General features: G+C 55.7%; 26 protein-coding genes. 11 read left to right on the plus strand and 15 right to left on the minus strand.

The genetic code is table 11. From position 1 onward, the window contains the following. Positions 1-99: 99 nt before the first annotated feature. A complete protein-coding gene (locus tag AZH53_RS00110; RefSeq protein ID WP_319641522.1) occupies positions 100-921 on the minus strand; it encodes a nitroreductase family protein in 822 nt (273 codons plus the stop codon). A gap of 333 nt (positions 922-1,254) precedes the next feature. Between AZH53_RS00110 and AZH53_RS00115 the strand changes: the two genes are divergently transcribed. Then, a complete protein-coding gene (locus tag AZH53_RS00115) occupies positions 1,255-2,061 on the plus strand; it encodes a 4Fe-4S binding protein (RefSeq protein ID WP_319641523.1) in 807 nt (268 codons plus the stop codon). 101 nt (positions 2,062-2,162) lie between these two features. Here AZH53_RS00115 and AZH53_RS00120 read toward each other — a convergent pair whose 3' ends face one another. Further along, the gene (locus tag AZH53_RS00120; protein ID WP_319641524.1) at positions 2,163-2,723 is read right to left on the minus strand and encodes a tRNA wybutosine-synthesizing 3 family protein; all 561 of its coding nucleotides are present in this window, start codon (positions 2,721-2,723) and stop codon (positions 2,163-2,165) included. Between the two features lie 187 nt (positions 2,724-2,910). Then, positions 2,911-3,768, minus strand: coding sequence for a class I SAM-dependent methyltransferase (locus tag AZH53_RS00125; RefSeq protein WP_319641525.1), 858 nt, complete (start codon positions 3,766-3,768; stop codon positions 2,911-2,913). 289 nt (positions 3,769-4,057) lie between these two features. Between AZH53_RS00125 and AZH53_RS00130 the strand changes: the two genes are divergently transcribed. Further along, positions 4,058-5,230 carry an ATP-grasp domain-containing protein gene (locus tag AZH53_RS00130; protein ID WP_319641526.1) on the plus strand — a complete coding sequence of 391 codons (1,173 nt, stop codon included), beginning with the start codon at positions 4,058-4,060 and terminating at the stop codon, positions 5,228-5,230. Positions 5,231-5,343: 113 nt separating this feature from the next. Here the strand turns inward: AZH53_RS00130 and AZH53_RS00135 are convergent, their stop codons facing one another. From AZH53_RS00135 to AZH53_RS00145, 3 genes are all read right to left on the minus strand, one after another. Then, entirely contained in the window at positions 5,344-5,922 is a 579-nt protein-coding gene (locus AZH53_RS00135; RefSeq protein ID WP_319641527.1) for a hypothetical protein, read from the minus strand. Then, complete coding sequence (locus tag AZH53_RS00140; protein WP_319641528.1) at positions 5,919-6,347, minus strand: hypothetical protein; 429 nt, start codon at positions 6,345-6,347, stop codon at positions 5,919-5,921. The genes AZH53_RS00135 and AZH53_RS00140 overlap by 4 nt, the downstream gene beginning before the upstream one ends. Positions 6,348-6,550: 203 nt before the next feature. After that, on the minus strand, positions 6,551-7,015 hold the full coding sequence (locus AZH53_RS00145) for a ferritin family protein (RefSeq protein ID WP_319641529.1): 465 nt from the start codon (positions 7,013-7,015) through the stop codon (positions 6,551-6,553). 497 nt (positions 7,016-7,512) lie between these two features. Here AZH53_RS00145 and kamA point away from each other — a divergent pair, with 497 nt between their 5' ends. Next, positions 7,513-8,826, plus strand: coding sequence for a lysine 2,3-aminomutase (gene kamA, locus AZH53_RS00150; RefSeq protein WP_319641530.1), 1,314 nt, complete (start codon positions 7,513-7,515; stop codon positions 8,824-8,826). Then, complete coding sequence (ablB, locus tag AZH53_RS00155) at positions 8,762-9,682, plus strand: putative beta-lysine N-acetyltransferase (protein WP_319641531.1); 921 nt, start codon at positions 8,762-8,764, stop codon at positions 9,680-9,682. The genes kamA and ablB overlap by 65 nt, the downstream gene beginning before the upstream one ends. Positions 9,683-9,794: 112 nt before the next feature. Here the strand turns inward: ablB and AZH53_RS00160 are convergent, their stop codons facing one another. Next, positions 9,795-10,331, minus strand: coding sequence for a TetR/AcrR family transcriptional regulator (locus tag AZH53_RS00160; RefSeq protein WP_319641532.1), 537 nt, complete (start codon positions 10,329-10,331; stop codon positions 9,795-9,797). A gap of 157 nt (positions 10,332-10,488) precedes the next feature. Between AZH53_RS00160 and AZH53_RS00165 the strand changes: the two genes are divergently transcribed. Genes AZH53_RS00165 through AZH53_RS00175 form a run of 3 tightly spaced genes read left to right on the plus strand, consistent with a single transcriptional unit; the run spans position 10,489 to position 13,613 of the window. Further along, the gene (locus tag AZH53_RS00165; RefSeq protein ID WP_319641533.1) at positions 10,489-11,703 is read left to right on the plus strand and encodes a COG1361 S-layer family protein; all 1,215 of its coding nucleotides are present in this window, start codon (positions 10,489-10,491) and stop codon (positions 11,701-11,703) included. Positions 11,704-11,709: 6 nt separating this feature from the next. Then, positions 11,710-12,924, plus strand: a complete 1,215-nt coding sequence (locus tag AZH53_RS00170; protein WP_319641534.1) for an ABC transporter permease — start codon at positions 11,710-11,712, stop codon at positions 12,922-12,924. Next, on the plus strand, positions 12,924-13,613 hold the full coding sequence (locus AZH53_RS00175) for an ABC transporter ATP-binding protein (protein WP_319641535.1): 690 nt from the start codon (positions 12,924-12,926) through the stop codon (positions 13,611-13,613). Before AZH53_RS00170 ends, AZH53_RS00175 begins: the two co-directional genes overlap by 1 nt. Positions 13,614-13,647: 34 nt before the next feature. Here the strand turns inward: AZH53_RS00175 and AZH53_RS00180 are convergent, their stop codons facing one another. After that, entirely contained in the window at positions 13,648-14,157 is a 510-nt protein-coding gene (locus AZH53_RS00180; RefSeq protein ID WP_319641536.1) for a hypothetical protein, read from the minus strand. A 416-nt stretch (positions 14,158-14,573) separates the two neighbouring features. On the opposite strand from AZH53_RS00180, the gene AZH53_RS00185 reads away from it, so the two are divergent. From AZH53_RS00185 to AZH53_RS00200, 4 genes are all read left to right on the plus strand, one after another. Next, positions 14,574-15,044, plus strand: coding sequence for an ATP-binding protein (locus AZH53_RS00185; RefSeq protein WP_319641537.1), 471 nt, complete (start codon positions 14,574-14,576; stop codon positions 15,042-15,044). Between the two features lie 208 nt (positions 15,045-15,252). Beyond that, the gene (locus tag AZH53_RS00190; protein ID WP_319641538.1) at positions 15,253-15,723 is read left to right on the plus strand and encodes a poly-gamma-glutamate biosynthesis protein PgsC/CapC; all 471 of its coding nucleotides are present in this window, start codon (positions 15,253-15,255) and stop codon (positions 15,721-15,723) included. Positions 15,724-15,736: 13 nt separating this feature from the next. After that, positions 15,737-16,954 (plus strand): hypothetical protein, encoded by a 1,218-nt coding sequence (locus AZH53_RS00195; protein ID WP_319641539.1) that lies wholly within the window; start codon positions 15,737-15,739, stop codon positions 16,952-16,954. 119 nt (positions 16,955-17,073) lie between these two features. Further along, the gene (locus tag AZH53_RS00200; RefSeq protein WP_319641540.1) at positions 17,074-17,301 is read left to right on the plus strand and encodes a hypothetical protein; all 228 of its coding nucleotides are present in this window, start codon (positions 17,074-17,076) and stop codon (positions 17,299-17,301) included. Positions 17,302-17,377: 76 nt separating this feature from the next. On the opposite strand, the gene AZH53_RS00205 is transcribed toward AZH53_RS00200, so the two are convergent. The 7 genes from AZH53_RS00205 to AZH53_RS00235 form a co-directional block, all read right to left on the minus strand. Further along, positions 17,378-18,061 (minus strand): potassium channel family protein, encoded by a 684-nt coding sequence (locus AZH53_RS00205; protein ID WP_319641541.1) that lies wholly within the window; start codon positions 18,059-18,061, stop codon positions 17,378-17,380. A gap of 5 nt (positions 18,062-18,066) precedes the next feature. Further along, complete coding sequence (locus tag AZH53_RS00210; protein WP_319641542.1) at positions 18,067-19,494, minus strand: TrkH family potassium uptake protein; 1,428 nt, start codon at positions 19,492-19,494, stop codon at positions 18,067-18,069. Between the two features lie 109 nt (positions 19,495-19,603). After that, entirely contained in the window at positions 19,604-19,954 is a 351-nt protein-coding gene (locus AZH53_RS00215) for a DUF1622 domain-containing protein (RefSeq protein WP_319641543.1), read from the minus strand. A gap of 86 nt (positions 19,955-20,040) precedes the next feature. Beyond that, the gene (locus AZH53_RS00220) at positions 20,041-20,601 is read right to left on the minus strand and encodes a YeeE/YedE thiosulfate transporter family protein (protein ID WP_319641544.1); all 561 of its coding nucleotides are present in this window, start codon (positions 20,599-20,601) and stop codon (positions 20,041-20,043) included. A 9-nt stretch (positions 20,602-20,610) separates the two neighbouring features. Beyond that, complete coding sequence (locus tag AZH53_RS00225) at positions 20,611-21,111, minus strand: YeeE/YedE thiosulfate transporter family protein (protein ID WP_319641545.1); 501 nt, start codon at positions 21,109-21,111, stop codon at positions 20,611-20,613. A gap of 34 nt (positions 21,112-21,145) precedes the next feature. Further along, on the minus strand, positions 21,146-22,525 hold the full coding sequence (locus AZH53_RS00230; RefSeq protein WP_319641546.1) for an MBL fold metallo-hydrolase: 1,380 nt from the start codon (positions 22,523-22,525) through the stop codon (positions 21,146-21,148). A gap of 20 nt (positions 22,526-22,545) precedes the next feature. Further along, on the minus strand, positions 22,546-24,342 hold the full coding sequence (locus tag AZH53_RS00235; protein WP_319641547.1) for an SLC13 family permease: 1,797 nt from the start codon (positions 24,340-24,342) through the stop codon (positions 22,546-22,548). Positions 24,343-24,422 lie beyond the last annotated feature (80 nt).

Raw genomic sequence — 24,422 nt, forward strand, 5'->3', positions numbered from 1 at the left:
TGCTGGAACAGGACCCGTCCGATGAGCGGGGGAGGGATGTGGGGATGCACGAAACATTAGGGCAATGACATCCGATCCGTATAATATCCAAAAAAATATTCAGATGTATTCGACACTCAGGGGATCTCTCTTCGGCACTCCTTTGCTCCGGAGCTTGGGTAAACCAAATATCAGTGCGTAATTCGGGAGATAGCCTTTTGGAATATGCAGTTCCTCCTGGATCGGGAGGTATTCCTCCGCTGCCAGCTTGAGAGTCCCCAGCCAGCATGACCCGACCCCGTAGGCCTTGGCCACGAGTTCGAACCAGGTGAGGGCGATGGCAGCGTCCGTGACGGCAAATGGGTTGTTGGTGGGTACTGCCGCGAAGATGATATGCGGAGCATTCCGGCAGACGAGGTCGATTCCCTGATCATAGGCCTCTATCATTCCGTTGAAGATGTCGGCATACGGGTGATCAGGCTGTTCGCTCATCACTTTTTGCATCCACTCGATGGCAAGGGCGGATATCCTCCGGACCTTTTCGGTGTCCATGATGACAATGTAGTGGACCTTCTGCCGGTTTGCAGCGGTCGGTGCAAACCGCACGGTCTCCATCACATCGTCAAGGACGCGGGGGTCCACCGGCTTTTTGCGGAATTGCCGGATGGACCGGCGGGACTGCATGAACTTGCCGAACTGGTCCGGTTTGATGTCCAGGGCCCGGGGATTGAAGTTTGCCGGATAGTCTCCTTTGAAATCTACTTTCAGTGCGTCAAAAGGACAGAAAACCTCGCAATGACCACATCTCATGCAGCGTTTCTCCTTGTCTTCGGTCACCAGAGGATAGTCGCCCTTCTCCATCGAGATAATGAAGGCAGGGCAGACATTGACACAGACTCCGCATTTCGTGCAGTCATCCCTGCTTACGGCAATGACACTCATGGGGGTCATGATGGTGGTGGAGGTGATAAATGCTCTCCTGTGGGAATCAGTGAATCGGTAAAATGCAGTGTATTTTTGGAGATATTCGTCATTCATGTATGTATTATCAATTTCATCGGATGAAACGAGTGAATATCACCTGGATGCCGTATTCGCCATGATATGTGTTCGTTTAGAACAATCGCGATATGAATGTGGGTTTGAATGATCATCCGTGGGTGCCGGCGGACCGTTGCATCGCCAGGAGGGATGTAGGAATTCCGGTACCGGATAAGAGGCACTGACTTCCGGAGAATCTTTCAAATACCACTGCGATAGCTCATAGTGATTACAATGGATGAAGATCTCAGGGAGTCGATTCGTCAACGGTGCCGTACAATGGACATCCCGCTCGTGGGAATCGCCGGTGTGAAGCGGTGGGAGCATCCGCCCTTTACCCCATGGATGCCGGAGGCATTCTATCCGCAGTCCATCTTTCCTGAGGCCAGGTCGGTGATCGTAATCGGCCTTCCGGTCGACCTTCCTGTCCTTGAGACTGCACCCTCCATCTATTATCACGAGCTCTACACCACTGTCAATACCCTCCTGGACCAGTATACCTATCGGCTCGCCTCGTACCTGAATGGAGAGGGGTATCCGTCGGTCTTCGTCCCCCGCGACGGCTACGGGAGCATCGATGTCCTGCTCGAAAACCCCGTTGCCTTCTTTTCTCACCGGCATGCCGCGTACATGGCCGGTCTGGGAACGTTCGGCGTAAATAACATGCTTCTGACCCCGGAATACGGGCCACGGGTCAGGTTCGGTTCGGTACTTACAACCGCCGAACTGCCCGAGGACCCGGTCATGGAAGAGGAACTCTGTACCAGATGTATGGAGTGCGTGCTTCGCTGTCCCGCGGGCGCACTGGAGGAAGGTGAATATCCCGCCGTCCTGACTGACAAGAAGGCATGCGCAGAGAACAGTGAACGCCTCCACCGCAAGCGCATCGCCCCCTGCGGTATCTGCCTGAAAGTCTGTCCTGTTGGCCGGGATCGGGTGCATTTCCGTCGTGAGGATATCGGCATGTACGCGGATAAGGAGCATTTCCCTGCCCATCACCGTGCCTGGAAGCATGTCCGGTCATACGGGGGGAAAAAGTGATTTTGGCGGGGAAGGCCCTCCCCTTCCCCCTCCCCTTCCTCAGTGGGAATGTCTCCTCTTTCGGTCGCGGCAGAGGGGTGGTGAATTTCCGTGAACCGGGGCTACCTGCCCGCCGGCGTATGCTCCTTCACGAGCCGCATCAGCTCCGTGAATAACCGGTCCCTCACATCCTGAACGACGAGTGCCTCGTCCAGGGTCAAAAGACAGCTATCCTGTGTCTGATAGCGTGACGGGGAAACCTGAATGGCATAGGTGTTGGGAGTCTGATCCCAGAACCAGTCGGCACTCCCGAACTGGATATACTCCGGGTCGTTCCTTGCGATCACACGGAGATCCTCGCAGAGAAGATGGCCCCGGCGGCTGTTTTCGATGCAGAATGCCACGTAGGCGATACGGTAGGTTACCCTTCTGACCTGGGTTGCGCCGGGTTGCAGCCGTCTGATAGTGTGGATGTCCTGCGTTCCTGCATGGACAAAATGGCCGTAGCAGCTCTGGAGTGTGTAGCAGGAGGGCACCCGTGAGAAGGCCCGTATGAGGGGCAGCAGCGGAGGGTCGATCTCCCCGTTCCTGATGACTGATGTGAGATCCTCCAGAGCCTTCTCGCGGCCCGTGTCGAATCCTGCGAAGGTGATCATGGGGCGGGGAGGGGTGAACGTCTCCATAGGGGGGACAATGATTCTTCTCCGTATAAAGGAGTATGGTGGGGGGGTTCGGAGATGCAGGGACGGGAGAACCGGCAACGCGATGCCTCCCGAAAGGGTCTGCTCTGCTTCATCGGCATCGTATGTCCTTCATCTCCCCGGGGAGGGCGGGTGGTATGGAGAAGGGGGCCCTGATGGCATCTGGTGCTCAGTCCGACGGCGGCGACTCCCTCTTTCTCCACCAGATCTTCACATGATGAGAGTGTCCGGGGATGGTGTATGTGGTGCCGTCACTTCCCATATGGGCCAGAATATACTGTCGGAGCACGTCCTTCTGGGCCGTGGTGGCTGCAAGGACCTGGGGGGCAAAGTACTCCACGGCTGCCTCGGAGGTCGGGAAGACATAGGTGTGGGGGAAGGGTACGGATTCGACACTGGGGTAAATCCCCATGCTATAGAGCAGGTTGTATATGATGTCGCATTTCGGCGGGCTGGCAAATTCCCTGCCGTGGAGTGCCGGCCACAGGGCACATGACATCATCTCCCAGGGGGTCAGGCCCGCAAACCAATAGATGGCGAGATAGTCTGACGAGGCTGCAATCATCGTCCCGATGGCATCTTTGATATCCGGCACGTTCAGGGAGTTTCTGGCAAAGACGATGTCATATGGCCCATCCAGATCGGCGGAAACATCCACATCCTCCCAGAGTTTCTGCAGGGTGTCGACGTTTGACACACTTTCGGTCGCTAGGTTCTCCCGGAGTACGGTATACATCCCCCCCGATGGTTCGACGGCGGTGACGTGAGCGACCTTCCGGGCAAGCGGGATGGTAATTGACCCCGGTCCTGCCCCGATGTCCAGCACGCGGGCAGTGGGGGCCAGAGGAAGGCCGGCGAGAACGGGGTCGACACGGGCATTACGATGCTCCAGTGATTTCCGGTAATAATCACGTGCCGCATCCTCGTTGTCCCAGTAGGCAGCCCCTGTCTGTTCCATGCTGGCATCGCGGTACCTGTTCCACTGCCGCTTCCATTTTGTATTCCAGTCTGTCGCATTCAAAGTCATCTCTTCTCCAAATATCCCATCTCAGAGTATTTCCTCCCGCACCGGCTGACAGCTGCAGGCAGATGCGGATGGCCCGGCAAAACCTGCCGTGCACAGCGTACATGGCAGAATGGAGTGTTCGGACAGATAAATGTGGCAGACCCTTCCCGGTGCGACACCGGCAAGCAGTCACCGGCGATGCATCCCCATGGGGGCTGAGAAGATGTCCGGGGGGCCGGGAGGGTGAATACCGCCTCTTCCGGCATTCTTTTGCCATTCGTCCTGCAAATGAATACAGGACTGATGAGGTTTGATAGTACTGGATGAACCCTATGTATCCCGGTATCTTGTGGACACCATAGTGACGATGGACCTTCCTGTTCTCAGAAATGCAACATCAGTGAGAATGAACACGGACGGACGGATGCGCCTCGTCGACGGAGCTGAAGTAGTGCGGTGCGTACACGAGGGCGATTGCCGGATGTATACCAACTCGGAGCATGCGATAGGATGGATTGCGGAGCATCTGGGCGAAACGGACCTTGCGAAAACCATCGCCCTCTTCAAGGACAAGGCAGCATTTCGAAAACTCATCTCCGGCCTGTATCCTACGTTTTTCTTCCGGTCGGTCCCCTTCGGAGAACTGGATATGCTTGATGTTGCGCTCCTCCCGAAACCGTTTGTCATCAAACCGGCGGTTGGCTTCTTCAGTGCGGGTGTGCATGTCGTCCGCACGGACGAGGAATGGACGGACGTCCTTGACGCCATAAAGACGGGTATGGAAGATATCGCTGCAGGCTATCCGCCGGAAGTCTGTGACGCCGGGACCTTCATCATCGAAGAGTATATCGAAGGAACGGAACTTGCGGTGGATGCGTATTTTAATGCGCAGGGTGAACCGGTGGTACTCAATATTCTTGCCCATCTCTTCTCCTCAGTTGATGATGTCGACGACCGGGTCTATCTGACCTCAAGGAAGATTGTTGCGGAGCAGCTTGCGCCGGTAACCCACCTTCTCCGGCGGATTCAGGCACTGATGGGAATCACAAATTTTCCCCTGCATATTGAATTGCGGGTGAATGATGACGGAAAGGTCGTTCCCATCGAGGTGAACCCCCTCCGCTTTGCCGGGTGGTGCACGACGGACATTGCGGAATATGCCTGGGGCATTAATGTCTACAGGTTCTATTTCGAAGGGATGGTGCCCGACTGGGATCGGTTGCTGCAGGAAGTGGGTGATGATGTGTATGCCCTCTTGGTGGTGCAGCCGCCTGCGGGCACGGTCCCGGAGACGATTGCCGGGTTTGATTACGAAACCTTTGTCGCAGGGTTTTCCGAACCGCTTGAATTGCGTCCGGTAGAGTATCCCCGGTATCCGGTCTTTGGATTTTTATTCACACGGATGAAAGGAGGAGTCCTCTCCGAGGCGGAGGCCTATCTGCGCTCCGATATGCAGGATGTCATCCGCTTCAGGGAGAGGTGATCCTCAGGAAGGAAGAGTGGGAGCGGCGGATTGGGACCGGGCGCCCCGAGTCGCAGCGCCCAGGTCACCTGATCGAATTATTCACGTGGTGTTCTGAATGGGCGAACCGGTGGTCAACGGCTCCGGCCGACCCACAGGACCGCTTTTTCGCAGCAGATGCCTGCAAAAAAGGAGAAGATAATCAGGTAGAGGGTCAGGACGGCAGTGAAGGCACCGCCGAAATAGTAGATCATCAGGGGGATGAACGGCAGCTTTACCGAACGCATATAGAGAAAGACCCCCGAAAATGCGATGCGCATGCCCTTTTCCTGGAAATCGGCAAGCATTGAATACCATACATAGACGGGGCCGGTTGCGATGATGCCTGCCACCACTGCAAGAATCCATCCCTTGATACCCGATTCATATCCCAGGTGGCGGGCAATCGCCTGCGGACGAACAAAGAGGTCGATTACGAAGAACAACACGAAGACCAGAACCAGGACCGGGAGAATCTGGAGGATGATCCCGATGAATGTCCGGACGGCTTCACTGAAGACCCCGTAATCCCGGAATGCCAGGATGAGGTAGCATGCAACGGCAATTCCCAGAAAGATCATGGGAAACGCCGGTTGCCCCCTCCCGCCCTTCGGACCGGTGCCGTTGTCTTTCATCCTGTCTCCCTGCGAGGTCTTTTTCTGCATCCCGTTCATGCCCCCACCCCTATCAGGATGAGGGTGGCCTGTGTGAGGACGGCGATGATGACGGCAAAGAAAAACCCGCAGAGGTTGCGTGTGATTGCAAACCTGCTTCCGAGAGTATTCATCTCGACCGGCAATTGGATGAGGCCCACCGTCACCCAGGCGATGATAAAAGCGGTCACTGCTGTGAGGCTTACGCCGAAATTCAGGAGCTCTCCTCCGATGACGTAGCTCGTGACCGGGTTTCCTGCTGCAATACTGCCGATCGTCGCCCCCGCAAAGGGATCGGCAACAGGGTTTCCGGTAAATACCGTCCCATACATCTCCGGCGGAATGAGTGTCAGTGCAAGGCTGATGAGAAGAATTATGCCGATGATCTGGGGAATTATCTGCAGGAAGGTCCGGTATGTCCTGATAGCACTGCTCTTCACATCCATATATCTGATTGTGTGGTGCCGCGCCAAAATACCTGCCGTGGCGGAGGCAAAGGGTTGCCCGCGTGCGGTTTCGTCCTCCTTCAACGAATGGGTCCGGGGCTGTCGAAACGGCCGTCCGTCTTTGTGGTATGCCTGTCGCGCAGAGACAACCGCCCCCCCCCTCCGTTGGCAGTTGTCGTTTTTGCGGAAATTAAGCAGTGCGTCTACCAGACTTCAGGGAATGCCATGTTCGTGAATATGTCTTCCAGGCGTGCCTTGTGATGCGACTCCATGTTGGCCAGGTTCGTGAAGATCTGCTTCTGCTGCGGCCCGGTACTCAGCTCGGCCAGTTCCCGGTACATATCGCGTGAGAGTTCCTCTTTTTTGATGGCCAGTGCAATACCGTCGGCGGGTTTCATCTCCGTCGTCATCGTCGGAAGTTCGAGGGTTTCGGATATCTTGTAGTCCTGTGCCTCGTCGAACTCCAGGGACTTGATCGGTTTTGTCAGGAATTCCTCAAGGGTTTCCCTGTGTTTGCGTTCTTCGTCTGCGAGTTCTCCAAAGATCTTCTTCAGGGTCTCGTCATTTGTGCAGCTTTCGATCTCGCGGTAGAAGGTGTAGGATTCCACCTCTTTTTCAATTGCTCCGGATAATATGCTCCTGTACTCTTCTTTTTTCAATGGTATCACCCCTTTACGAGGATGAGGGAATAGTGCAGGTGATGATATAAAAAATATTACCGGCGTCTACGACGGCTGCTGCACGGGTGGTCAGGCTTTTCTCCTCCCTCCCGTCTGCGCTCTCCTCTCGGGTTGCCGGATGCGACGGTGACGGTGGTTTGGCAATACGGGAATATGGGGCATCACAGAAAATCCCCGGAATGGATTGAATCGAAAACTGATGCGTAATTTGGGTTGAAACTCACTTTTGGCCATGTAAATGTGGTGATCTTCCAAATGATCAGGGTATTGTCCGGGAATATGTAAGGGGGGGATCTCCTGCCCCGATACAGGGATACCATGGCTGAGATCAGCGCAATTTGCAATTCGGGGGGGGAGATCAAAAATATCTCAATTCGAACGTATTTTGCCCATCCGGACAAAATTATTGGGTTTTTCCTCAACACTTAATATGGATGGCACAGATAGGTTAGAAGACCGGACCACCCTCCAGGGAATGTTTTTTTATGCACGTGTATTCATCAAATCAGCAGAAAATCGCCGAACGAATCGATCCCGAAACACTCAAATCAAACTGGAAAGACTGGGAGTGGCAAATTGGCCACTCCATCCGTGACATTGACACGGTTGAACGCCTCCTTGGCATTCAGTTCCCGGCTGACCGCCGTGAAGAGCTTGAAGAGACCATTGCACGCTTTCCTCTTTGCATCACGCCATATTATCTCTCCCTCATTGAGGCAGGTGATTATGATAATGATCCTGTCTTCATGCAGGCCTTTCCTTCGATCTCCGAACTCATTGTCGAAGAATACGACCTGCCCGATCCCCTTGCCGAGGATGCGGACAGCCCTGTCCCCTGCATCACCCACCGGTATCCCGACAGGGTGCTCTTTCTGGTGAGTAATATCTGCGCCATGTACTGCAGACACTGTACCCGAAAACGCAAGGTTGGGGATATTGATTCGATTCCTGATGTCGCGGATATCAAAAAGGGCATAGCATATATCGCAGATCATCCGCAAGTCCGTGATGTACTTCTCTCCGGGGGCGATCCGTTGATGCTTCCGGACGATTATCTTGACTGGATACTGTCCGAACTTTCAGCCATCGAGCATGTCGAGGTGGTACGTATCGGTTCACGGGTGCCTGTCGTGCTCCCGTACAGGATTACCGATGAGCTCGTCGCCATCCTGAAAAAACATCACCCGCTCTATATCAACACGCATTTCAATCATCCACGTGAGATCACGGCTTCATCCCGGGAAGCACTGAAGAAACTCGCGGATGCAGGCATCCCCCTCGGGAACCAGACGGTCCTTCTTGCCGGGGTGAACGACTGTCCGCGGATCATGAAGAGCCTCGTGCACAAACTCGTACACAACCGCGTTCGCCCCTACTACCTCTACCAGTGCGATCTCTCGGAGGGACTTGCGCATTTCCGCACTCCCGTTGGGAAGGGCATTGAGATCATCGAAAGCCTCATAGGCCACACCAGTGGATTTGCCGTTCCCACCTATGTCATCGATGCTCCCGGCGGAGCGGGCAAGATACCCATCATGCCCAATTATCTCATCTCCTGGTCGACGAACAAAGTAGTCCTGCGTAATTACGAGGGCGTCATCTCGACATATCGTGAACCGGACTGCTACCGCAATGTTTTCTGTGACCGGAACTGTGAGGCCTGCACCCTGCAGCTGAAGCTGGACGATGCCGATGAATCGGAGGCGGTGGGAATTGGAAAGCTCCTCTGTGATTATGATGAGACGATTCTTCTCGTTCCGCAGAACACCGACCGCGTGGACCGCAGGGATGACGACTGATACCATTACGACGATAGGGTCCTCGGTCATCCAGCACGGACGGCTCAACGACCGTATCTACCTGATGAAACTCTCGCGGGAGGACGCGTCCTCCCTTGTCCCCCACCTCGACGACCTCGCATCTGACAGAGGGTACTCGAAGATCTTCGCAAAGGTTCCTGCCTTCACGGTCCGGGAATTTTTAGCCGCCGGGTATCGTATTGAGGCACGGGTGCCCGGGTTTTTCCATGGTGTTGAGGATGGTGTTTTTCTGGGGAAGTATTTCCACGAGGATCGCCGCGATTCTGCGGACCCGGAGATCGGCCAGGTGGTCGCAGATGCCCTCGCACATGCCGGCGACTCCGGCAGCAAATCATCCTGTCCGAAATGGCATATTACCCGGGCCGGGCCTGGTGATGCGAAGTATCTGGCAGCACTCTACGGACAGGTCTTTGAGACCTATCCGTTTCCCATCACCGACCCGCGGTATATCCGTGAGACGATGGCTGATAGCGTCAGGTATTTTATCGTGGAACATGAGGGGACGGTGATCGCTGCCTCTTCTGCCGAGATGGACCCGCAGGCGATGAACGCCGAAATGACGGATCTGGCCGTCCTTCCGGCATACCGGGGACAGGGGATATCGTCGTGCCTTCTCCGGCATATGGAAGGAGCGATGAAAGAGGCAGGGATACGCACCGCCTATACCATCGCCCGCGCCGCGTATCCCCCGGTCAATCTTCTCTTTGCCCGCGCCGGATATCGCTTCGGGGGGACGCTGGTCAATAATACCAGTATATGCGGTTCCTTTGAGAGCATGAATGTCTGGTATAAGACTCTCAGCGCCATTTCCTCGCCGCGGGACCATGGGCGATAATCTCCCGGAGGCGATCCCGGAGGCGACAGGTTGAGAGACTCAGGTGATCCGGTGGTGGGGATGCCTCACTCCGGCACCCGGTAGGGAGCAATTGCGTTGTCCCATATCTCCCTCAACTCCTCGGGGGGGAGCCGAGAAACGCCCTGAGATATAGTCCGTAGAGAAGGGTCGTAACAAACCGGCTCAGTTCCCCGCAGTCGGCATCCGCCCGGATTCTCCCGTCCTTTTGCATTTGCTCAAGAAATCTGTGAAGGGTTTCCGCATCCACGCGGGCGTCTTCCTGCAGGAATTGTTTCAGGTGGTTGTCGGTGATCGACAGAAACATCAGTTCAAGGGACAGGGTAAACCTACCGGAAAGCGAGGTCTCTACCATCCCGAAGAGCATATCGAAGAAATCGAGATCCCGGTTGTTCCGGAATTCCTCCAGCGACTCCAGTTCGAATTTTCCCCGTGTATATTCAGCTGCCTTGACGAAGAGGTCCTCTTTACCGCGAAAATAGGTGTAGATGGCGCCCTTGCTCACCCCTACGTCGCGGGCGATGTCCGCCATCGTTGTCGCACGGTAGCCCTTCTTCATGAATATTTCCAGGGCTGCCCCGATGATGCGCCGCCTCGCCTCTTCCTTGTACTCCGGGACCACCTTTGGCATACTGTTTGTTTGTCCTCCTATCCTATAACTATATCGCGTTCATAATGATGACTACAAAAATTTATAATGAACAATGTTCATTATTATTTGGTCATACCGGAGATAGCAACCATAATAAGAATCCGGATCATTGACACAAACAGGAGAGGAAGACACGATGTTGAAGGAAATCGCTGCTCTGCTCTGCATAGCGCTGCTCTGTATCGTCCCGGCACTCGCCGGGCTCAATGAACCGACCGTGATCATCACCGATACGGAGGTGACTCCCGCGGTGCTCATGCCCGGGGAGACCGGTGTCATTACCGTAACACTGGAAAATACCGCGAAGGCGTCGGTGACGACGACCTCCACCACCCAGACGACAACGAGCACCGAGGTCAACCCGACCATCAACAGCGTCTACCTCGATGGTGGCAGGGATATCGATGTGCTTGGAGGGAACTCACAATATTCGGGGGATCTCGGCCCGGAGCAGTCCATCCGCCTCTCGTTTTATATCCGGGCGCCTGAGACGGATGGCATCTATTTCCCTCTCCTCAGGGTACGGGTCCAGGGGGCCGAAAGCCTCCTCTATCCGATACCGGTCAATGTGAACGTGCCGGTCTCCGTCGTCAGGCAGCCGATGCTCCTCATCAGCCAGTCCGGTGAGGACCATGTGCGGCCGGGTGACGAGGTGGAGGTGCATCTCGGCGTTACCAACGGCGGTCAGAGTTCCGCCGATGACATATTCATCCGCATCGTCGAGACGGATCCGTCGCTCGCTCCAAAGACGTCCGGTTCCTATCATGTGGAGAGTCTTGAGGGAGGCGAGTCAACCGACCTTATCCTGAATATGATCACCGACACCGACCTCGAACCGGGTATCCGTGATGTCGCCCTCGACGTGAGCTATTATACCGTCGACGGCGTTCTCGTCTCCCAGACGGATACCGTCTCCCTTGACGTCCGTGGTCGTGCGGCACTTGGGATCGCCTCCATCAAGACGGACCCGGTGCGGGTGATGCAGGGCGACCAGTACGACCTGATCATCCGCCTTGAGAACACCGGTACCGGGGATGCGACCTCCACGAAGGCGTCGATCGATCTCCCGTTTGCCGGCAACAGGGAATCGTTCATCGGGAAGATCAAGCCGGACAACGATGCCCCCGCCGTATTTACGCTCGATGCGGAGGATGCCCGGGACTATGACTATACCCTGACCGTCACCTACGAAGATGACTGGGGCGAGCACATCGAGGAATTCCCCCTCACGATGCCCGTCCGCTCGAACGGTGACGGTGGGGCTGTCGCCTTTGGCATCCTTCTCATCGCTCTCGTGGCGGGCGGTGGCTGGTACTACTTCGTCTACCGGAAAAAGGAAGAACAGGACTGAGCGCTGATGTTTGAGAACCTCAGGGTCTCGGTGTTTCTGGCGGCGCGAGCCCTGCAGCGGGGCGGCAGGGGCAGGGTGCTGATGAACATCATCGTCATCGCCTTTGTCTTTACGAATATGATCTTCCTGCCATCGGTCATCTCCGGGGCAGTGGAGTCGTACAATGTCCAGACCATCGACTTCATGACCTCGGATATCGTGATCGAACCGCGGGAGGACGCACGGTATATCGAGGATGCCGACACCCTCCTCAGCCGGGTGAACCGGATTCCCGGCGTCGTCCGCGCCTCCGCACGGTATTCAATGCCCGCCTCGGTGGATTTTGAGGAGAATGTGGTCTCCATCGAAATCAAGGCATTCGACCCCCGCGATGAGGTGGAAGTGACAAAGATTCATGAATATATGCAGGACGGGAATTTCCTTGGGAGCGGGGACCGGGACGAGATCCTCCTCGGGGTGCTCGTGGCCGGGCATGAGGACAAATCTAAGGATTTCTATGATTCTCTTGGTGGTGCCGCGGTCGGCGATGTGGTCACGGTCAGGTACGCCAACGGCGTCGTCCGTGAGTACCGGATTAAGGGAATCGTCCAGACGAAATCCTATATTGCCGACTACATGGCGTTTGTGACCGCCGATGAGATGGAGAGCGTCCTCGGAGGGGCGGAGCCGAACACCCGGGCGACCGAGATCCTCGTCAAGGCGACCGATGACGCCGACCTGAATGCCCTCAAGCGCATGATCCTCGGGTTTGGGGTGGGTGAGCAGGTGAAGACCTGGGAGGATGCCACATCGGACATCGTGGCCGAATCGGTCGAGTCCTTCAATATCATCAACAACATCACCATCATCGGAAGCCTCATCATCGCAATCGTGGTGATCTTCATTTTGATCACCATCAAGACCTTCACCAACCGGAAGCAGATTGGAATTCTGAAGGCAATAGGGATAAAAAAAAGCGTCATCATCAATTCGTACGTGATGCAGGTGTTTTTTATCACCACCTTCGGTGTCCTTCTCGGACTTCTCCTCCTCGAGGGGATGGTGCTCTACTTTACCGCCTATCCGATCGAGTTCCCGGACGGGACCGTCACCCCGATCGTGGATGCGGGCATGCTCATTGAAAACACTGTCATGCTGTATGTCTCCTCGGCGGTTGCAGGATTCATTCCTGCCTGGCGGATCACCAATGAAAAAATCCTCGATGCAATGAGAGGTGCCTGATGATTACCGCCCGCGACCTGAAGAAGGTCTACACGATGGGTCTCGTGAAGGTGCATGCATTAAACGGCGTCTCCCTCGATATCAAAGCAGGTGAATTCGTCGGGATCATGGGGTCGTCCGGCTCGGGAAAATCGACGCTCCTGCATATGCTTGGTCTTCTGGACGAGCCCACCGAAGGGAATATCACCATCGGCGGACAGGAGGTGCTGGAGTTTTCCGATAACCGGAAAGGACAGTTCCGTCTCAATACGTTCGGGTTCATCTTCCAGGATTATGCCCTGGTCCCTGAGCTGACGGCAATTGAGAATGTCATTCTTCCCGCCATCGCACGGGGCGTGCCATTGGCCGCCGCCTACGCATCGGGATATGATTACCTCGATAGGGTGGAGCTCTCCGAAAGGAAGGATCACCTCCCTGCAGAACTCTCCGGCGGGGAGCAGCAGCGGGTCGCCATCGCCCGTGCGCTGGTGAACAACCCCGACATTCTCTTTGCCGACGAGCCCTGTGCAAATCTTGACAGTACGAACTCACGGGTGGTGCTGGATCTCTTCCGTCAGATCAATGAGGACCTGAACCAGACGGTGATCATGGTCTCCCATGAGGACTGGCACCGGGAATATTTTGACCGGATTATCCGCCTGCGTGACGGCAAGATTGAACGGGAGGAGACACTCAGGCACAAGCAATGAGGAGAGATACCAATCGTCTGCGAAAAAAAAGAGGTTATTTCCGGGACTTCTCTATGGTCATCCGGCACGAGGGATCGCCCATGCACATGTGCCTGTCCGAGGTGACGCGGAAATCCGGGTTGAGGCTCTCGATTGCCGCCTTCCCATACGCACCACAGAGTTGACAGGTATGCCGCCCTTCCGCATCAAAGCGGGCGGTATTTGATGCCATCGGGCACTCCTCGGTAATAAGGGTCGCCCCGGTACTCGACTCTTTTTCAACCCGTCCCCGAAGGTGCGGACCCAGCATAACCCTGGAGATCTCCTGGAATGTCCGTGCCACATCTCCTGCGGAGGAGACATTACATCCGAGCTGTCTGGCGATTTCTCCCTGTTTGCTACCCACCTGCCCCCAGATCTCCCTTTCCGCCTGATCGAACTCCTTACGATGTTCCGGCGCAATCTTCATAAACGCCTGTTCATAGGCGAACGGAAGCATGTCCGCACACCTGGTTGCTATATCCCAGCGCCGCTCTGCTGAAATCTGTTTCATCATCTGTGCCATTTCGGTACTACCTCCCGGGGCATGCGGCCGGTTTTGTCCCCGGTTTCGGGGGTACCCGTTCTGAACTGCCACGCAGGTTCGCTGTGAGACGATCCAGAGGTGAGTGCCGGCCGGCTGCCACCGTAGATCACCTCCTCCACAGGACTTTCCCGCATTAAAGATTGTGGTCCATATTTGCGCCTCTGGGGAAATGGACGGTATTTTACTGAATATCTCCCGGAAATATACTGCTCACGGGGATTGATGGTATACGCTACCCTCTGGGCACATCCGAAGCCTATACAAATGCCATGAGAGGGATTGACAGGCTGAAGATTACAAAATTGCGGCGAATGCCTGCAATCGTCATGATATGGAATCAATTCTCATTATTGTTTCACTCTCTTCCTCATCCCTGCGAGTATCCGGTCCGGCCGATGGCAGACAAAAAGGTATATGGCGGTGATGATGACATAGAATCCAAAAGCCAGCCGCTTAGGGAGAGGAAGACAAACATGAGCGAAGAGGGAAACAGCTGTATTGCATTCAGCCTGAAATTTGCGACTGCCACGGGCGTATCTGCGCTTGTCGATGCAACGAAACGACAGATGACCGCCTGCAGCATTCCGGAAGAGAAGATAGATGCCATCTGCCTCGCCATTGAGGAGGTGTTTCTGGACATCCTGGAGAACAGCTATCCCACCCATCGCGGATATCTGGCCTTCAGCTGCTCCTATGAAGATGGAGAGCTTCTCATTAGGGTCTCGGATCACGCCCCCTCCCGCAATATTCTTCAGGAGGAAGGCTCTTCCCTGGCATCCCTTCTCCAGTCCACGTTTGATGAGGCCACCCATTCACTGACAGGCGAGGGGAACCGGTACGAGATGAAGGTGTGGATGGAGACTTGATTTTCGACGGGTGTGATTGCCATCCCTTCCTGCTAGGATTTTCGCGACGGTATCACCTGTGGTGAAAATGAGACCTGTTCCTTACCCTGACATGACAATAATAATCCCTGTTTTTTTGCCCCAAACCCATTTTCATTACAAAATGTCCTCAATTTTTTCATTGCACCAATCAAAAACGCTTTATGGCAATCTTCTGTAAATACAACTAATGATATCGACCACCGCAGCCGTTCTGACCATGCTTTTCGGATTCATGCTCGGGTATGCCCTGTATGAGTGGAAGCGATACCGTCTCGGGGGGATCATTGCCGTTCCGCTGATTGTGGTATATACAATGGAGAACTGGATCTCCCTGCCCGTCATCATCGTTGCCATCATGCTCTGTTACATCGCAGTGAATGTGATCTCAAGCCAGACGCTCCTCTACGGGAGACGGCTCCTGTACATGGTCATGATGTTTTCGATCATAGTGACCTTCATCATCGCCTGGCTGGTTTCGATGGTGTACCCGGAACCGATCCCCTCTCTGGTGATCTTTTCCCTTTTCCCGGGGCTGATCGCCTATAACATCCGCAAGGACAGCGTGGACTTCGATTCCAGTACGAACAGCGTCCTGATGCTCGTCCTCCAGTTCATATTTGTCTGGGGATTTGCATTCGGTATCTCCATGGTGGTCTGATGCGAGGTGACCTATGAAAGCGTTTGTACCCCACCTGAACCACTTGATTGATGGAATGGACTTCCGTGAGCGTATCGCGGCCATTCCACAGCGCATCATCGTCGAGGGCACCCGCGGTAAATCCTCGGCGGTCGAGATGATCGAGGAGGCCCTCCGCATCCATGCCGGGGCAAAGACCCTCGCCAAGACGACCGGGGAGCATCCGCTCCTCATCCACAACGGGGAGAAGATCCCCCTGTACCGCGAACGCGAAACTGCCGTCTTCCTCGATTTCGACAACATCCCCGCCATCCTCGAGTTCGATGATATCGATACCCTGATCTTCGAGAACCAGGCGATCACCCCGTACACGATGCAGTACGTCCACGAGCTTATTCACCCGCAGCATGTGATCATCCCGAACATCAGGATCGACCACCCCGAGGGGCTCGGGGATGACCTGCACGAAATGACCACGAATTTTGTGAAGAACATGCTTGCCACCCCGTCGAAGAAGGATGTCTACTACAGCGAGGTGATCCGGCAGGTGCATGACATAGTCGTCCCGGTGTTCCGTGAGTTCGAAGAACAGTATCCCGGGCTCATCACCTTCCATGACATCCCGATTCCGAAACGCAAACGCCACCTGCCGGGTGCCGAAACGGCCTATCTGATCGATTATTTCCTTGAGTACTGCTACGGCTTATCCCTCGGTCCTGAGGTCTTTCTGGAGCAGATCACGGACCGGTTCACCATCCATAGGGGGCCTCAGGGGGTCGAGTATTTCGACGGGGCGAAGATCAACGACCCCATCTCGTTTATCCAGGTCATGAATTACATCCTTCCGAAGACGGAGAAAAACTTCTCGCTCGTGGCCTATTTCCGCCCCGACCGGGTGGACCGCGTGCGGATTTTCGAGGACTTCACCAGGGAGATCAACGAACGTTTCGGGGACCGGATCGACCATATATGGCTCGCCGGGCACGGGACGCAGCACTTCCGGCAGCTGATGCCCGACGAACTGCGGGCAAAGACCACCGCCGGTGTGACGGAGAAGGATCTCTGCACCATCGTCGAAACGGCCGCTGGGCAGGACACCGTCATCGTAACGATGGTAAACCGCGTCAACACCTTCATGGACTGCCTCATCGCACTGCTGGAAGGAAAGGAGCCGAAGGAGGGGTGCACCATCTGCGAGTACGACCCGGTCACCGGCCTGCCCCATGCACATCTGCAGCCGATGGACTATTGAAGGTGGGATCTCCCCCCGCTCCCCAGTACTAAAAGGGGTCTTTCATCCCCCGGTCCCACGATAATTCATGCCTGCCCGTGGAGCAACCATTATCATTTCCTCTGTATATATCAGAGTCCATGGACCCGATCCTCAAGGCGCAAAAAAGTTTCAACGGCGTGCAGGTATCCTTCCTCTCCGGTGATGTAACCCACTCGGTACTTTTCAGTTATGAAAACCTGATCGAGTTGGGCATCAATGTGTCCAGCCTACTGGACCACCCGGAATATTATGGGGTCGACAGGAACGGACGCATCGTCCGGACGGATTTCTGCAAAATGGACCTGCATTCCTGCGAAGAAAAGTGATGCGGGGTGACTCCCGCACCAAAAAAGGAAATTCATTGACAGTCGTTGGCTCCGAAATCCTCTGGAGTATCCGGCGTTATGGTGCCGGTTCCGGTGTCTCCTCTCCTTCTTCCTCGTCCCTGAATCCATCATAGATATTTTCGACGAACTCGACACGGGTGGCGATGATGATCTCGTCGCCCTCCTTTACTACCGGATTCTGGTTGTACAGGAGAAAATCGCTGTTCCTGTAGAGGCCGATGAAGGCGCTGTTTTTTGGGAGGCTAATCGCCGCCAGCTCGGTCCCATCGAATTTCTTCCCTGCAATCACGCTGATGAACCGGACGTCTCCCCGCATCATCGTCGAGAGTTCTATGGTGTCGATGCCACGCAGCGTATGGTAGATGCTAATGGACGTTGTCTGCGGCGAGTTGACGACATGATGAAAGCCCAGCCGTTTTGCCACCGTCATAAATCCGACATCTTCGGTTGTGATGATGATATTGGGGACGTTGAAGACCTTTGCAATGAGCCCGATGATGATGTTGTCCTGGTCGTGATCGGTGCAGGCAACGATTGCATCCGCCTTCTCGATCTCCGCCTTCTCCAGGATATCGGGCCGGGTTCCTTCCGCATTGATGACAGTGCAGTCGAGCGTCTCGGAGAGTTCCTTTGCGAGAGTCGGGTTTCGCTCGATGAGTATTACTTCCGATCCGGTCCGGATCAGTATTTTGGCCAGGTTGACCCCGAGGGCTGTGCCCTCAACGATGATGACCCGCATGGTTCCTACCTCTTAACCCATGTTCGGGGGAAGAACAATATAAAGAGTGGTATGATCTCGATTCTTCCGAGGAGCATGTCTATGATGAGCACCCCTTTCAGGATATCCGGCATCGCTGCACTGGTGATGCCGCAGGAAAGACCGACGGTCCCCAGCGCACTCGAGACCTCGAAGAGGGCGTTATCCAGCCCGAAGCCATGGAGCATGAAGATAAAACTGGAGGTCACGAGAATCATTGAGTAGAGAAAGACGAATGTGAGGATGTTGTAGACCATCTCGCTCTCAATCACTTCTTCGCCAATTTTGAGTGGGGTGAGGGCCTCTCTTGGAAGGAAGTACCGGATGAAGACCAGGTGCACGACTTTCAGGAGGATGACCAGCCTGAGGATCTTGATGCCGCCGGCCGTTGACCCGACGGACCCTCCGACCCACATCAGAACGGTAAGGACTGCCTTTGCCCCCTCCGGCAGCATATTGATGTCCACCGTAGCAAATCCGGCCGTGCTCAGTGCCGATAATGCCTGGAACACGGTGACCGACACCGCCTCACCGAACGGGAGGCTTCCTGCGAGGGTGAAGATCATGAGAAGAATACCGACGAGAGCGAAAATCAGGAAATACCTGAACTGGATATCGGTGAAAAACGCCTTTTTATCCTCGAACATTTTGGGATAGAGACTGAAATTGAACGCTCCCATCAGGCAGCTGATAGTGATGAGAAATGGAATGACAAATCCGGAAAATCCGGCGACGGACTCGGATTTTGTGGAGAAGCCGCCTGTGGAGACGGAAGAGAGGGCATGACAGACGGCATCGAAGGGAGACATGCCGCCGAACATGAGGATAATAAATGAGACTGCGGTGAGTACACAGTAGATCTTCACCAGCAGGGTGGCCGTTGCCATGACTGTCGGCCGGGTCTTTTGCTCCCCGGCATTGACGGCATACAGACGGTAGGCGCTGATGCCGGGGGTCACGAAGACCATCAGGATGATGATGACGATGCCGATGCCGCCTATCCATTGGAGCCATGACCGGGCGAAGAGAAATACCGGTCCGACGTCTGCCGGGGCAACGGAGAGGCCGGTTGTGGTCACCCCCGAGACCGCCTCGAAGAAGGCATCCAGAAAGGGCATCCCTGTCGAGAGGCTGAAGGGGATGGCGCTCAGAAGAGCGGTGAATGGGAAGATGAGCGCTGCAATGACGAGTGATTCCTTCCATTCGAGGTCCGCCTCGGGAAGCAGGCGGTGAAAGAGATAGCCAAGGGCGATGATTGTGCACCCGATGACTGCGTAAATGGAGGCAATGGAAAAATCCCCGAAGTATATGGCAACAATGAGGGGCACTGTAAGGGCCGCCCCCGCACCCATCATCAGCACTGCAAGGTACTTCAGGACGATCATGGGTTTGACGGGGGAAACCAGCTCGTACATGGGAATAGTCGTATTATGGGAAGAGAGGAGATAATCCTTCAATCAGGCGTTTCCGACACCGGGTGCGGGCCTTTCCTGCGGTCTGTTCAGTCTTATACCAACTTTTCATCTATGTTATTTTAAACTCAACTGCTTCTTTTTCAAGGAAATACCCGAGTACGGTCCTGATGACGACCACCACGGCAAGCATGATGAGCTCCTCCTGGGTGGGGGCGATGATCGTTGCAAGGATATCCGCTGCAATGAGAAACTCAAGCCCGAAGACAATCTTGCTTGTCAGATACATCCTAATCTGGTTGTACTTGATGTCGACTTTGTTGAATTCGAGAAGAATGACCGACACGGCCGCCCTGATGCCGCCATAGATGATGAGGGCTGCTCCCGCAACCTCAAAGAAGAACGTGAGAATCTGGAGAAGGGTATAGAAGCCTGCGTAGATGTCGACGGCCAGAAGACTCATAGTCAGAGAATGGGACGAACATAATAAAATACTTGTCCCGGACGGCAATACGGACTGCATTCCCCGTCCGGGACGCCTCGGCCAGCCTAAAGGCCGAAATATTCCAGTCCTGCGAGCACCGCCGCAATCAGGATGCAGAACGGAATGATGACATACCACGGATTGACCTTCAGGGCATCGGGGATCGTCATGGACCGGAAGACACCTCTGGAAAGGATCTTCTCGTCGAGGGCGGGATAGGCCGCGGCAAAGATCCCCGCCCCGACGAGAATCCCCGTCACCCCGCCGAAGAGGGCGTCGAGGGCGCCGTGGCCAACCGCTCCGGCGACGGTGCCGGGGCAGTAGCCGAGGACGGCAAATCCCATCCCGAAGATGATGCCCCCTACAACCGTCGATCCGATGGAGCCGGGCTTTGGGTGCAGTTCGACCAGTCCACGGCCCAGCATCAGATAGATCCCGATCATCCCTACGAGCACCGCGGTGAGCATCACCTTGACGACCGTAAAGTCCGTAAGGAGGAGCTGACCGAGGATCACGTTGTATTCGGTCACACCCCCGATGTAGAGGAATACTCCGAAACAGAGGCCGATGAGAAGTCCGATGGCGAGTTGCAGGCGGTTGTTTTCATGCAGGTGGTCAAGCGTCATCGTCACACCTCACCAGAACACCCCGTACAGGAGAAACGCCGTCACGATGCCTGAGATGAAGAAGACAACGACGGCAATCCAGCTGGATACCGCAAGCTGCAGTGTCCCGCTGATCCCGTGCCCGCTGGTGCATCCGCCCGCCCAGCGCGAGCCGAGTCCCATGAGGATGCCGCCTGCAAAGGCGACGGCGAGGCGGAGGGCCGTGTCATACCCGAAGGTGTCACCGAAGAGCGTCGGCACCCATTCCAAAGCGAATCCGCCCGTCAGCATTGCCGCGGCAAATGCCCCGAGAAAGACCCCCGCGACCAGCATCCATTCCCAGTCCACGACGGGGGCAAACTTCCGGTAGTAGGGTTTCTCCTCCGTCTTCTTCCCCCGGAAGAGGCGTTCGATCATCCCGCTCGTCCGTGCGTACGCAGTCGAACACCCGAGCGGTTTGTTCGAGAGCAGAAATGCTACCCAGCTCAGGATGCCTATTCCCGCCCCGGCGATATATGGTGTCCATTCCATTGGTATCTCACCTCGTCTTCTTTCCAATGCACCCTTACGTCTTCATGAACCCTGCGGCGATGTAGCCCGTGATCCCCCCGGCGGCGTTATAGACGTCGGAGAAGCCCTTCTGCTTTAGAATACTGCAGGCGAGGCTCGAGCGGTGTCCACTCCGGCACATCGCGATTGTGGGTGTGTCCGGGTCGAGGTCTCCCGCCCGTGTCCTGAGGTCCATTGCCATGATATTGACGGCGCCCGGAATATGCCCGGCTTCGTACTCCTCCCGTGCCCGGACGTCGACGAGCACGGTTGCCGGGTCTTTCAGTTTCTCGTGCACCTCGGAAGGGGAGAGCTGATGGATGTGATCGGTGGTGTATCCTGCCATCACCCATGCATGCGTCCCCCCTTCGAGGTAGCCGATGGTCCGGTCGAGGCCGACCCGCCTGAGTTGTATGACCGCCTCTTTGGCCTGTGTCGGGCTGTCGGTGACGAGGAGGATGTCCCTGTCCGGCGGGAGCACCCATCCCGCGAAGGTCGGGAAGTTGCCGCCCATGTCGATGTGGTAGCTGTCGGGGATGTGCTGCCCCCCGAATGTGGCATAGTCGCGGATGCTCACCACGATGGTATCCGCATCCTTCATCCTCTCGTGGAATTCAGCCGGTTTCATCGCCCGCAGGGAAGGCAGCGTTCTTACGAGTGCCGGTCCCTTCCGGTTGATGTCGCTGCACCGGGCGAAGTGGTCGGGTGCGGGGGGCATATTGACGGTCAGTGACCGGATGAACTCTTCCGTATCGCCGATTCGGAGCGCCGGGTTGTAGGTGTTTTCGTATCCGATCGTCGAAAACCGCATTGCCCCCATCGCCTTTCCGCAGAGGGATCCCGCTCCGTGTGCCGGGAATACCAGGCATTCGGGTGGCAGGGTCATGACCTTTGTGTGAAGGTTGTCGTACAGCTGTTCTGCGAGCACGCGGGCTTTTCCCGGGAAAAGGTCGGGGCGCCCCACGTCCCCGACGAAGAGGGTGTCCCCCGTGAATGCCGCCACCGGCGTACCCCCACGGGAGGTGTCTGCGACAACGTAGACCAGGCAGTCGGGGGTATGTCCGGGGGTCTCAAGGACATGAAATTCCATGTCCTCGATGCGGAAGGTATCACCGCCGCTGAGAGGGACATGCTCGAAAGTGCAGTGCCCCGCGGCAGGGGCATAGATCCTCGCACCCGTCTGTTCGGCAAGATCCATATGTCCCGAGACGAAGTCGGCATGGAGATGCGTCTCAAGAATGTGAGTAATCTTCAAGCCCTCTGCCGCGGCTGCCTCGATATAACGGTCCACGTCGCGGCCGGGATCAATGATCGCACAGCTCGTATTTCCTCCAATCAGGTATGAGCTGTGGGCAATTTTTTCGATAAAGAACTGTTTAAGGAGCATCGTATCCATCCTGAATCTGAATGATTGTCTTATAATACGAATAATATATAAACTAAACCCGACGCAAGGACGAGAAAGAGGAGGGTCATACCAGCGCCGGCCCGCAGGTAATCGCCATTGCGGTATCCACCCGGCGTCATCAGGAATGCATTGACCTGGTGGGTCGGAAGGATGAACGAATTTGAAGCACATATGGCAACGAGGAGGGCAAGACCCCTCGGGTCGAGGTCCGCCGATGTGCCGATGATAATTACAAGGGGAACAAGGAGGACGGTGGCGGCGACATTTGACATGAACAGGGAGAAAAAGGTGGCAAGCGCTGCAATGCCGAGGAGGATGAGGAACGGATGGGCCATCGAAAGAACGCTCATCATCGCATCTGCGATGTATGCAGCGGTTCCTGTCTGGTCCATGGCGATGCCCAGGGGGATCAGGCCTGCGAGGAGAAAGACGGTCCGCCAGTCGATGGCCCGGTACGCCTCGCCGATACTAAGAACCCTGCCGAGGATCATTGCAATGGCTCCGGTCAAAAGACCCAGGGCAATCGGGACGCCCGTGAAGGTAAGTCCAATGCCCCCGACGAGACAGACAAGGGCCAATGGACCTTTGCCGGATTCCACGCCCTTCTCTTCGGGAACGGTGCTTAGCACAAACTCCGGGCCCTGGCCGATGCGGTTGATCTTCTCCCACGAACCGTAGACGACGAACGTGTCGCCGATCTCCATCGGAAGGTCGAAGAATTCCCGGCGGTGTTCCCCCTCCTTTGTGAGAGAGATGATGACCTCGAGGCCGTGCTCTTTGCGAAAAGAAACCTCCTTGAGGGTCTTTCCCATGTACGGCGAATGGGGGCGGACGATGATCTCGGCAAATCCGGCATGCTCTTCGCCGACCTCCTCGCTCATGCGCTGTTGGTTTCCTACGGGGACGAGGCCGTATTCTGTCCCGAACCGCTCTGCATCCTCTGCGGTTCCGAGGAGGGAGAGGATCTGGCCTTCGGCGAAGACAAAGTATCTCCACGGTGCATAGAGGATGTCCCGCCCGGTCTTTACCGCGAGAAGATGGAGGGAGTAGCGGGCTTTAAGGGATACATCCTCCCTGCTCATGCCGACGAGCTGACTCTCCTTCGGGACGATATAGTGGTGCATGTTCCGGGGCAGCTGCCATGTTTCGATGATCTCCTGCTGAACTGGTACGACCGCTTCCGCTTCGCCGGACGGGAGCACGTATCTCCCCAGAAGGAGGAAGTACAGAATTCCTGACATAAGGAGGGCGAGGCCTATCGGAGTGACGGCAAAGATGCCGAATGGTTCGAGGCCCCCCTGGATGAGAAGATCGTTGAGGAGAATGAGGGGGGATGACCCCACCATCGTGATCGTTCCCCCGAGGATTGCCATGAATCCCATCGGCATGATGAGGCGCGAGCGGGGGATGTCGGTCTTTTTTGAGATGCGCAAAACTGCAGGGAGGAAGAGTGCCGCCGACCCGATATTCTGCATGAACCCGGAGAGGATTCCTACGACCGAATAGATTACGGTGATCAGTTTCCGCTCGCTCGCACCGGCGACCCTCACGATTGTCCGTGCCAGACGCATCATCACCCCTGTCCGGTCGACCCCGTAGCCGAGGATCATCACCGCCATCACCGAGATGACGGCGTTGCTGGCAAATCCGGAGAATGTCTGTGCCGGGGAGACGAGACCCAGCCAGCCGAGCGTGAGCATGATGATGATGGAAATTATGTCGACCCTCAGTTTGTCGGTGACAAAGAGGATGACAGTGGCGGCAAGGACAACAAGCACAAGGAAGATCTCTGGGGTCACGGGCATGCACCGGTTTTCGGTATGTTCAGATGGGGAGATGGTGCAATAAATAGATTGGGTGACCTTCGTCTCTCATATCTTCCCAT

This window comes from Methanovulcanius yangii, assembly GCF_018687785.1.
Classification (GTDB): Archaea; Halobacteriota; Methanomicrobia; order Methanomicrobiales; family Methanomicrobiaceae; genus Methanovulcanius; species Methanovulcanius yangii.

Coding starts and splice junctions, on each gene's coding strand:
- AZH53_RS00110 (WP_319641522.1), bottom strand. CDS start 921: ATGAGTGTCATTGCCGTAAGCAGGGATGACTGCACGAAATGCGGAGTC.
- AZH53_RS00115 (WP_319641523.1), top strand. CDS start 1,255: ATGGATGAAGATCTCAGGGAGTCGATTCGTCAACGGTGCCGTACAATG.
- AZH53_RS00120 (WP_319641524.1), bottom strand. CDS start 2,723: ATGGAGACGTTCACCCCTCCCCGCCCCATGATCACCTTCGCAGGATTC.
- AZH53_RS00125 (WP_319641525.1), bottom strand. CDS start 3,768: ATGACTTTGAATGCGACAGACTGGAATACAAAATGGAAGCGGCAGTGG.
- AZH53_RS00135 (WP_319641527.1), bottom strand. CDS start 5,922: ATGAACGGGATGCAGAAAAAGACCTCGCAGGGAGACAGGATGAAAGAC.
- AZH53_RS00140 (WP_319641528.1), bottom strand. CDS start 6,347: ATGGATGTGAAGAGCAGTGCTATCAGGACATACCGGACCTTCCTGCAG.
- kamA (WP_319641530.1), top strand. CDS start 7,513: ATGCACGTGTATTCATCAAATCAGCAGAAAATCGCCGAACGAATCGAT.
- ablB (WP_319641531.1), top strand. CDS start 8,762: ATGATGAGACGATTCTTCTCGTTCCGCAGAACACCGACCGCGTGGACC.
- AZH53_RS00160 (WP_319641532.1), bottom strand. CDS start 10,331: ATGCCAAAGGTGGTCCCGGAGTACAAGGAAGAGGCGAGGCGGCGCATC.
- AZH53_RS00165 (WP_319641533.1), top strand. CDS start 10,489: ATGTTGAAGGAAATCGCTGCTCTGCTCTGCATAGCGCTGCTCTGTATC.
- AZH53_RS00170 (WP_319641534.1), top strand. CDS start 11,710: ATGTTTGAGAACCTCAGGGTCTCGGTGTTTCTGGCGGCGCGAGCCCTG.
- AZH53_RS00175 (WP_319641535.1), top strand. CDS start 12,924: ATGATTACCGCCCGCGACCTGAAGAAGGTCTACACGATGGGTCTCGTG.
- AZH53_RS00180 (WP_319641536.1), bottom strand. CDS start 14,157: ATGGCACAGATGATGAAACAGATTTCAGCAGAGCGGCGCTGGGATATA.
- AZH53_RS00185 (WP_319641537.1), top strand. CDS start 14,574: ATGGCAGACAAAAAGGTATATGGCGGTGATGATGACATAGAATCCAAA.
- AZH53_RS00190 (WP_319641538.1), top strand. CDS start 15,253: ATGATATCGACCACCGCAGCCGTTCTGACCATGCTTTTCGGATTCATG.
- AZH53_RS00195 (WP_319641539.1), top strand. CDS start 15,737: ATGAAAGCGTTTGTACCCCACCTGAACCACTTGATTGATGGAATGGAC.
- AZH53_RS00200 (WP_319641540.1), top strand. CDS start 17,074: ATGGACCCGATCCTCAAGGCGCAAAAAAGTTTCAACGGCGTGCAGGTA.
- AZH53_RS00205 (WP_319641541.1), bottom strand. CDS start 18,061: ATGCGGGTCATCATCGTTGAGGGCACAGCCCTCGGGGTCAACCTGGCC.
- AZH53_RS00210 (WP_319641542.1), bottom strand. CDS start 19,494: ATGTACGAGCTGGTTTCCCCCGTCAAACCCATGATCGTCCTGAAGTAC.
- AZH53_RS00215 (WP_319641543.1), bottom strand. CDS start 19,954: ATGAGTCTTCTGGCCGTCGACATCTACGCAGGCTTCTATACCCTTCTC.
- AZH53_RS00220 (WP_319641544.1), bottom strand. CDS start 20,601: ATGACGCTTGACCACCTGCATGAAAACAACCGCCTGCAACTCGCCATC.
- AZH53_RS00225 (WP_319641545.1), bottom strand. CDS start 21,111: ATGGAATGGACACCATATATCGCCGGGGCGGGAATAGGCATCCTGAGC.
- AZH53_RS00230 (WP_319641546.1), bottom strand. CDS start 22,525: ATGGATACGATGCTCCTTAAACAGTTCTTTATCGAAAAAATTGCCCAC.
- AZH53_RS00235 (WP_319641547.1), bottom strand. CDS start 24,342: ATGCCCGTGACCCCAGAGATCTTCCTTGTGCTTGTTGTCCTTGCCGCC.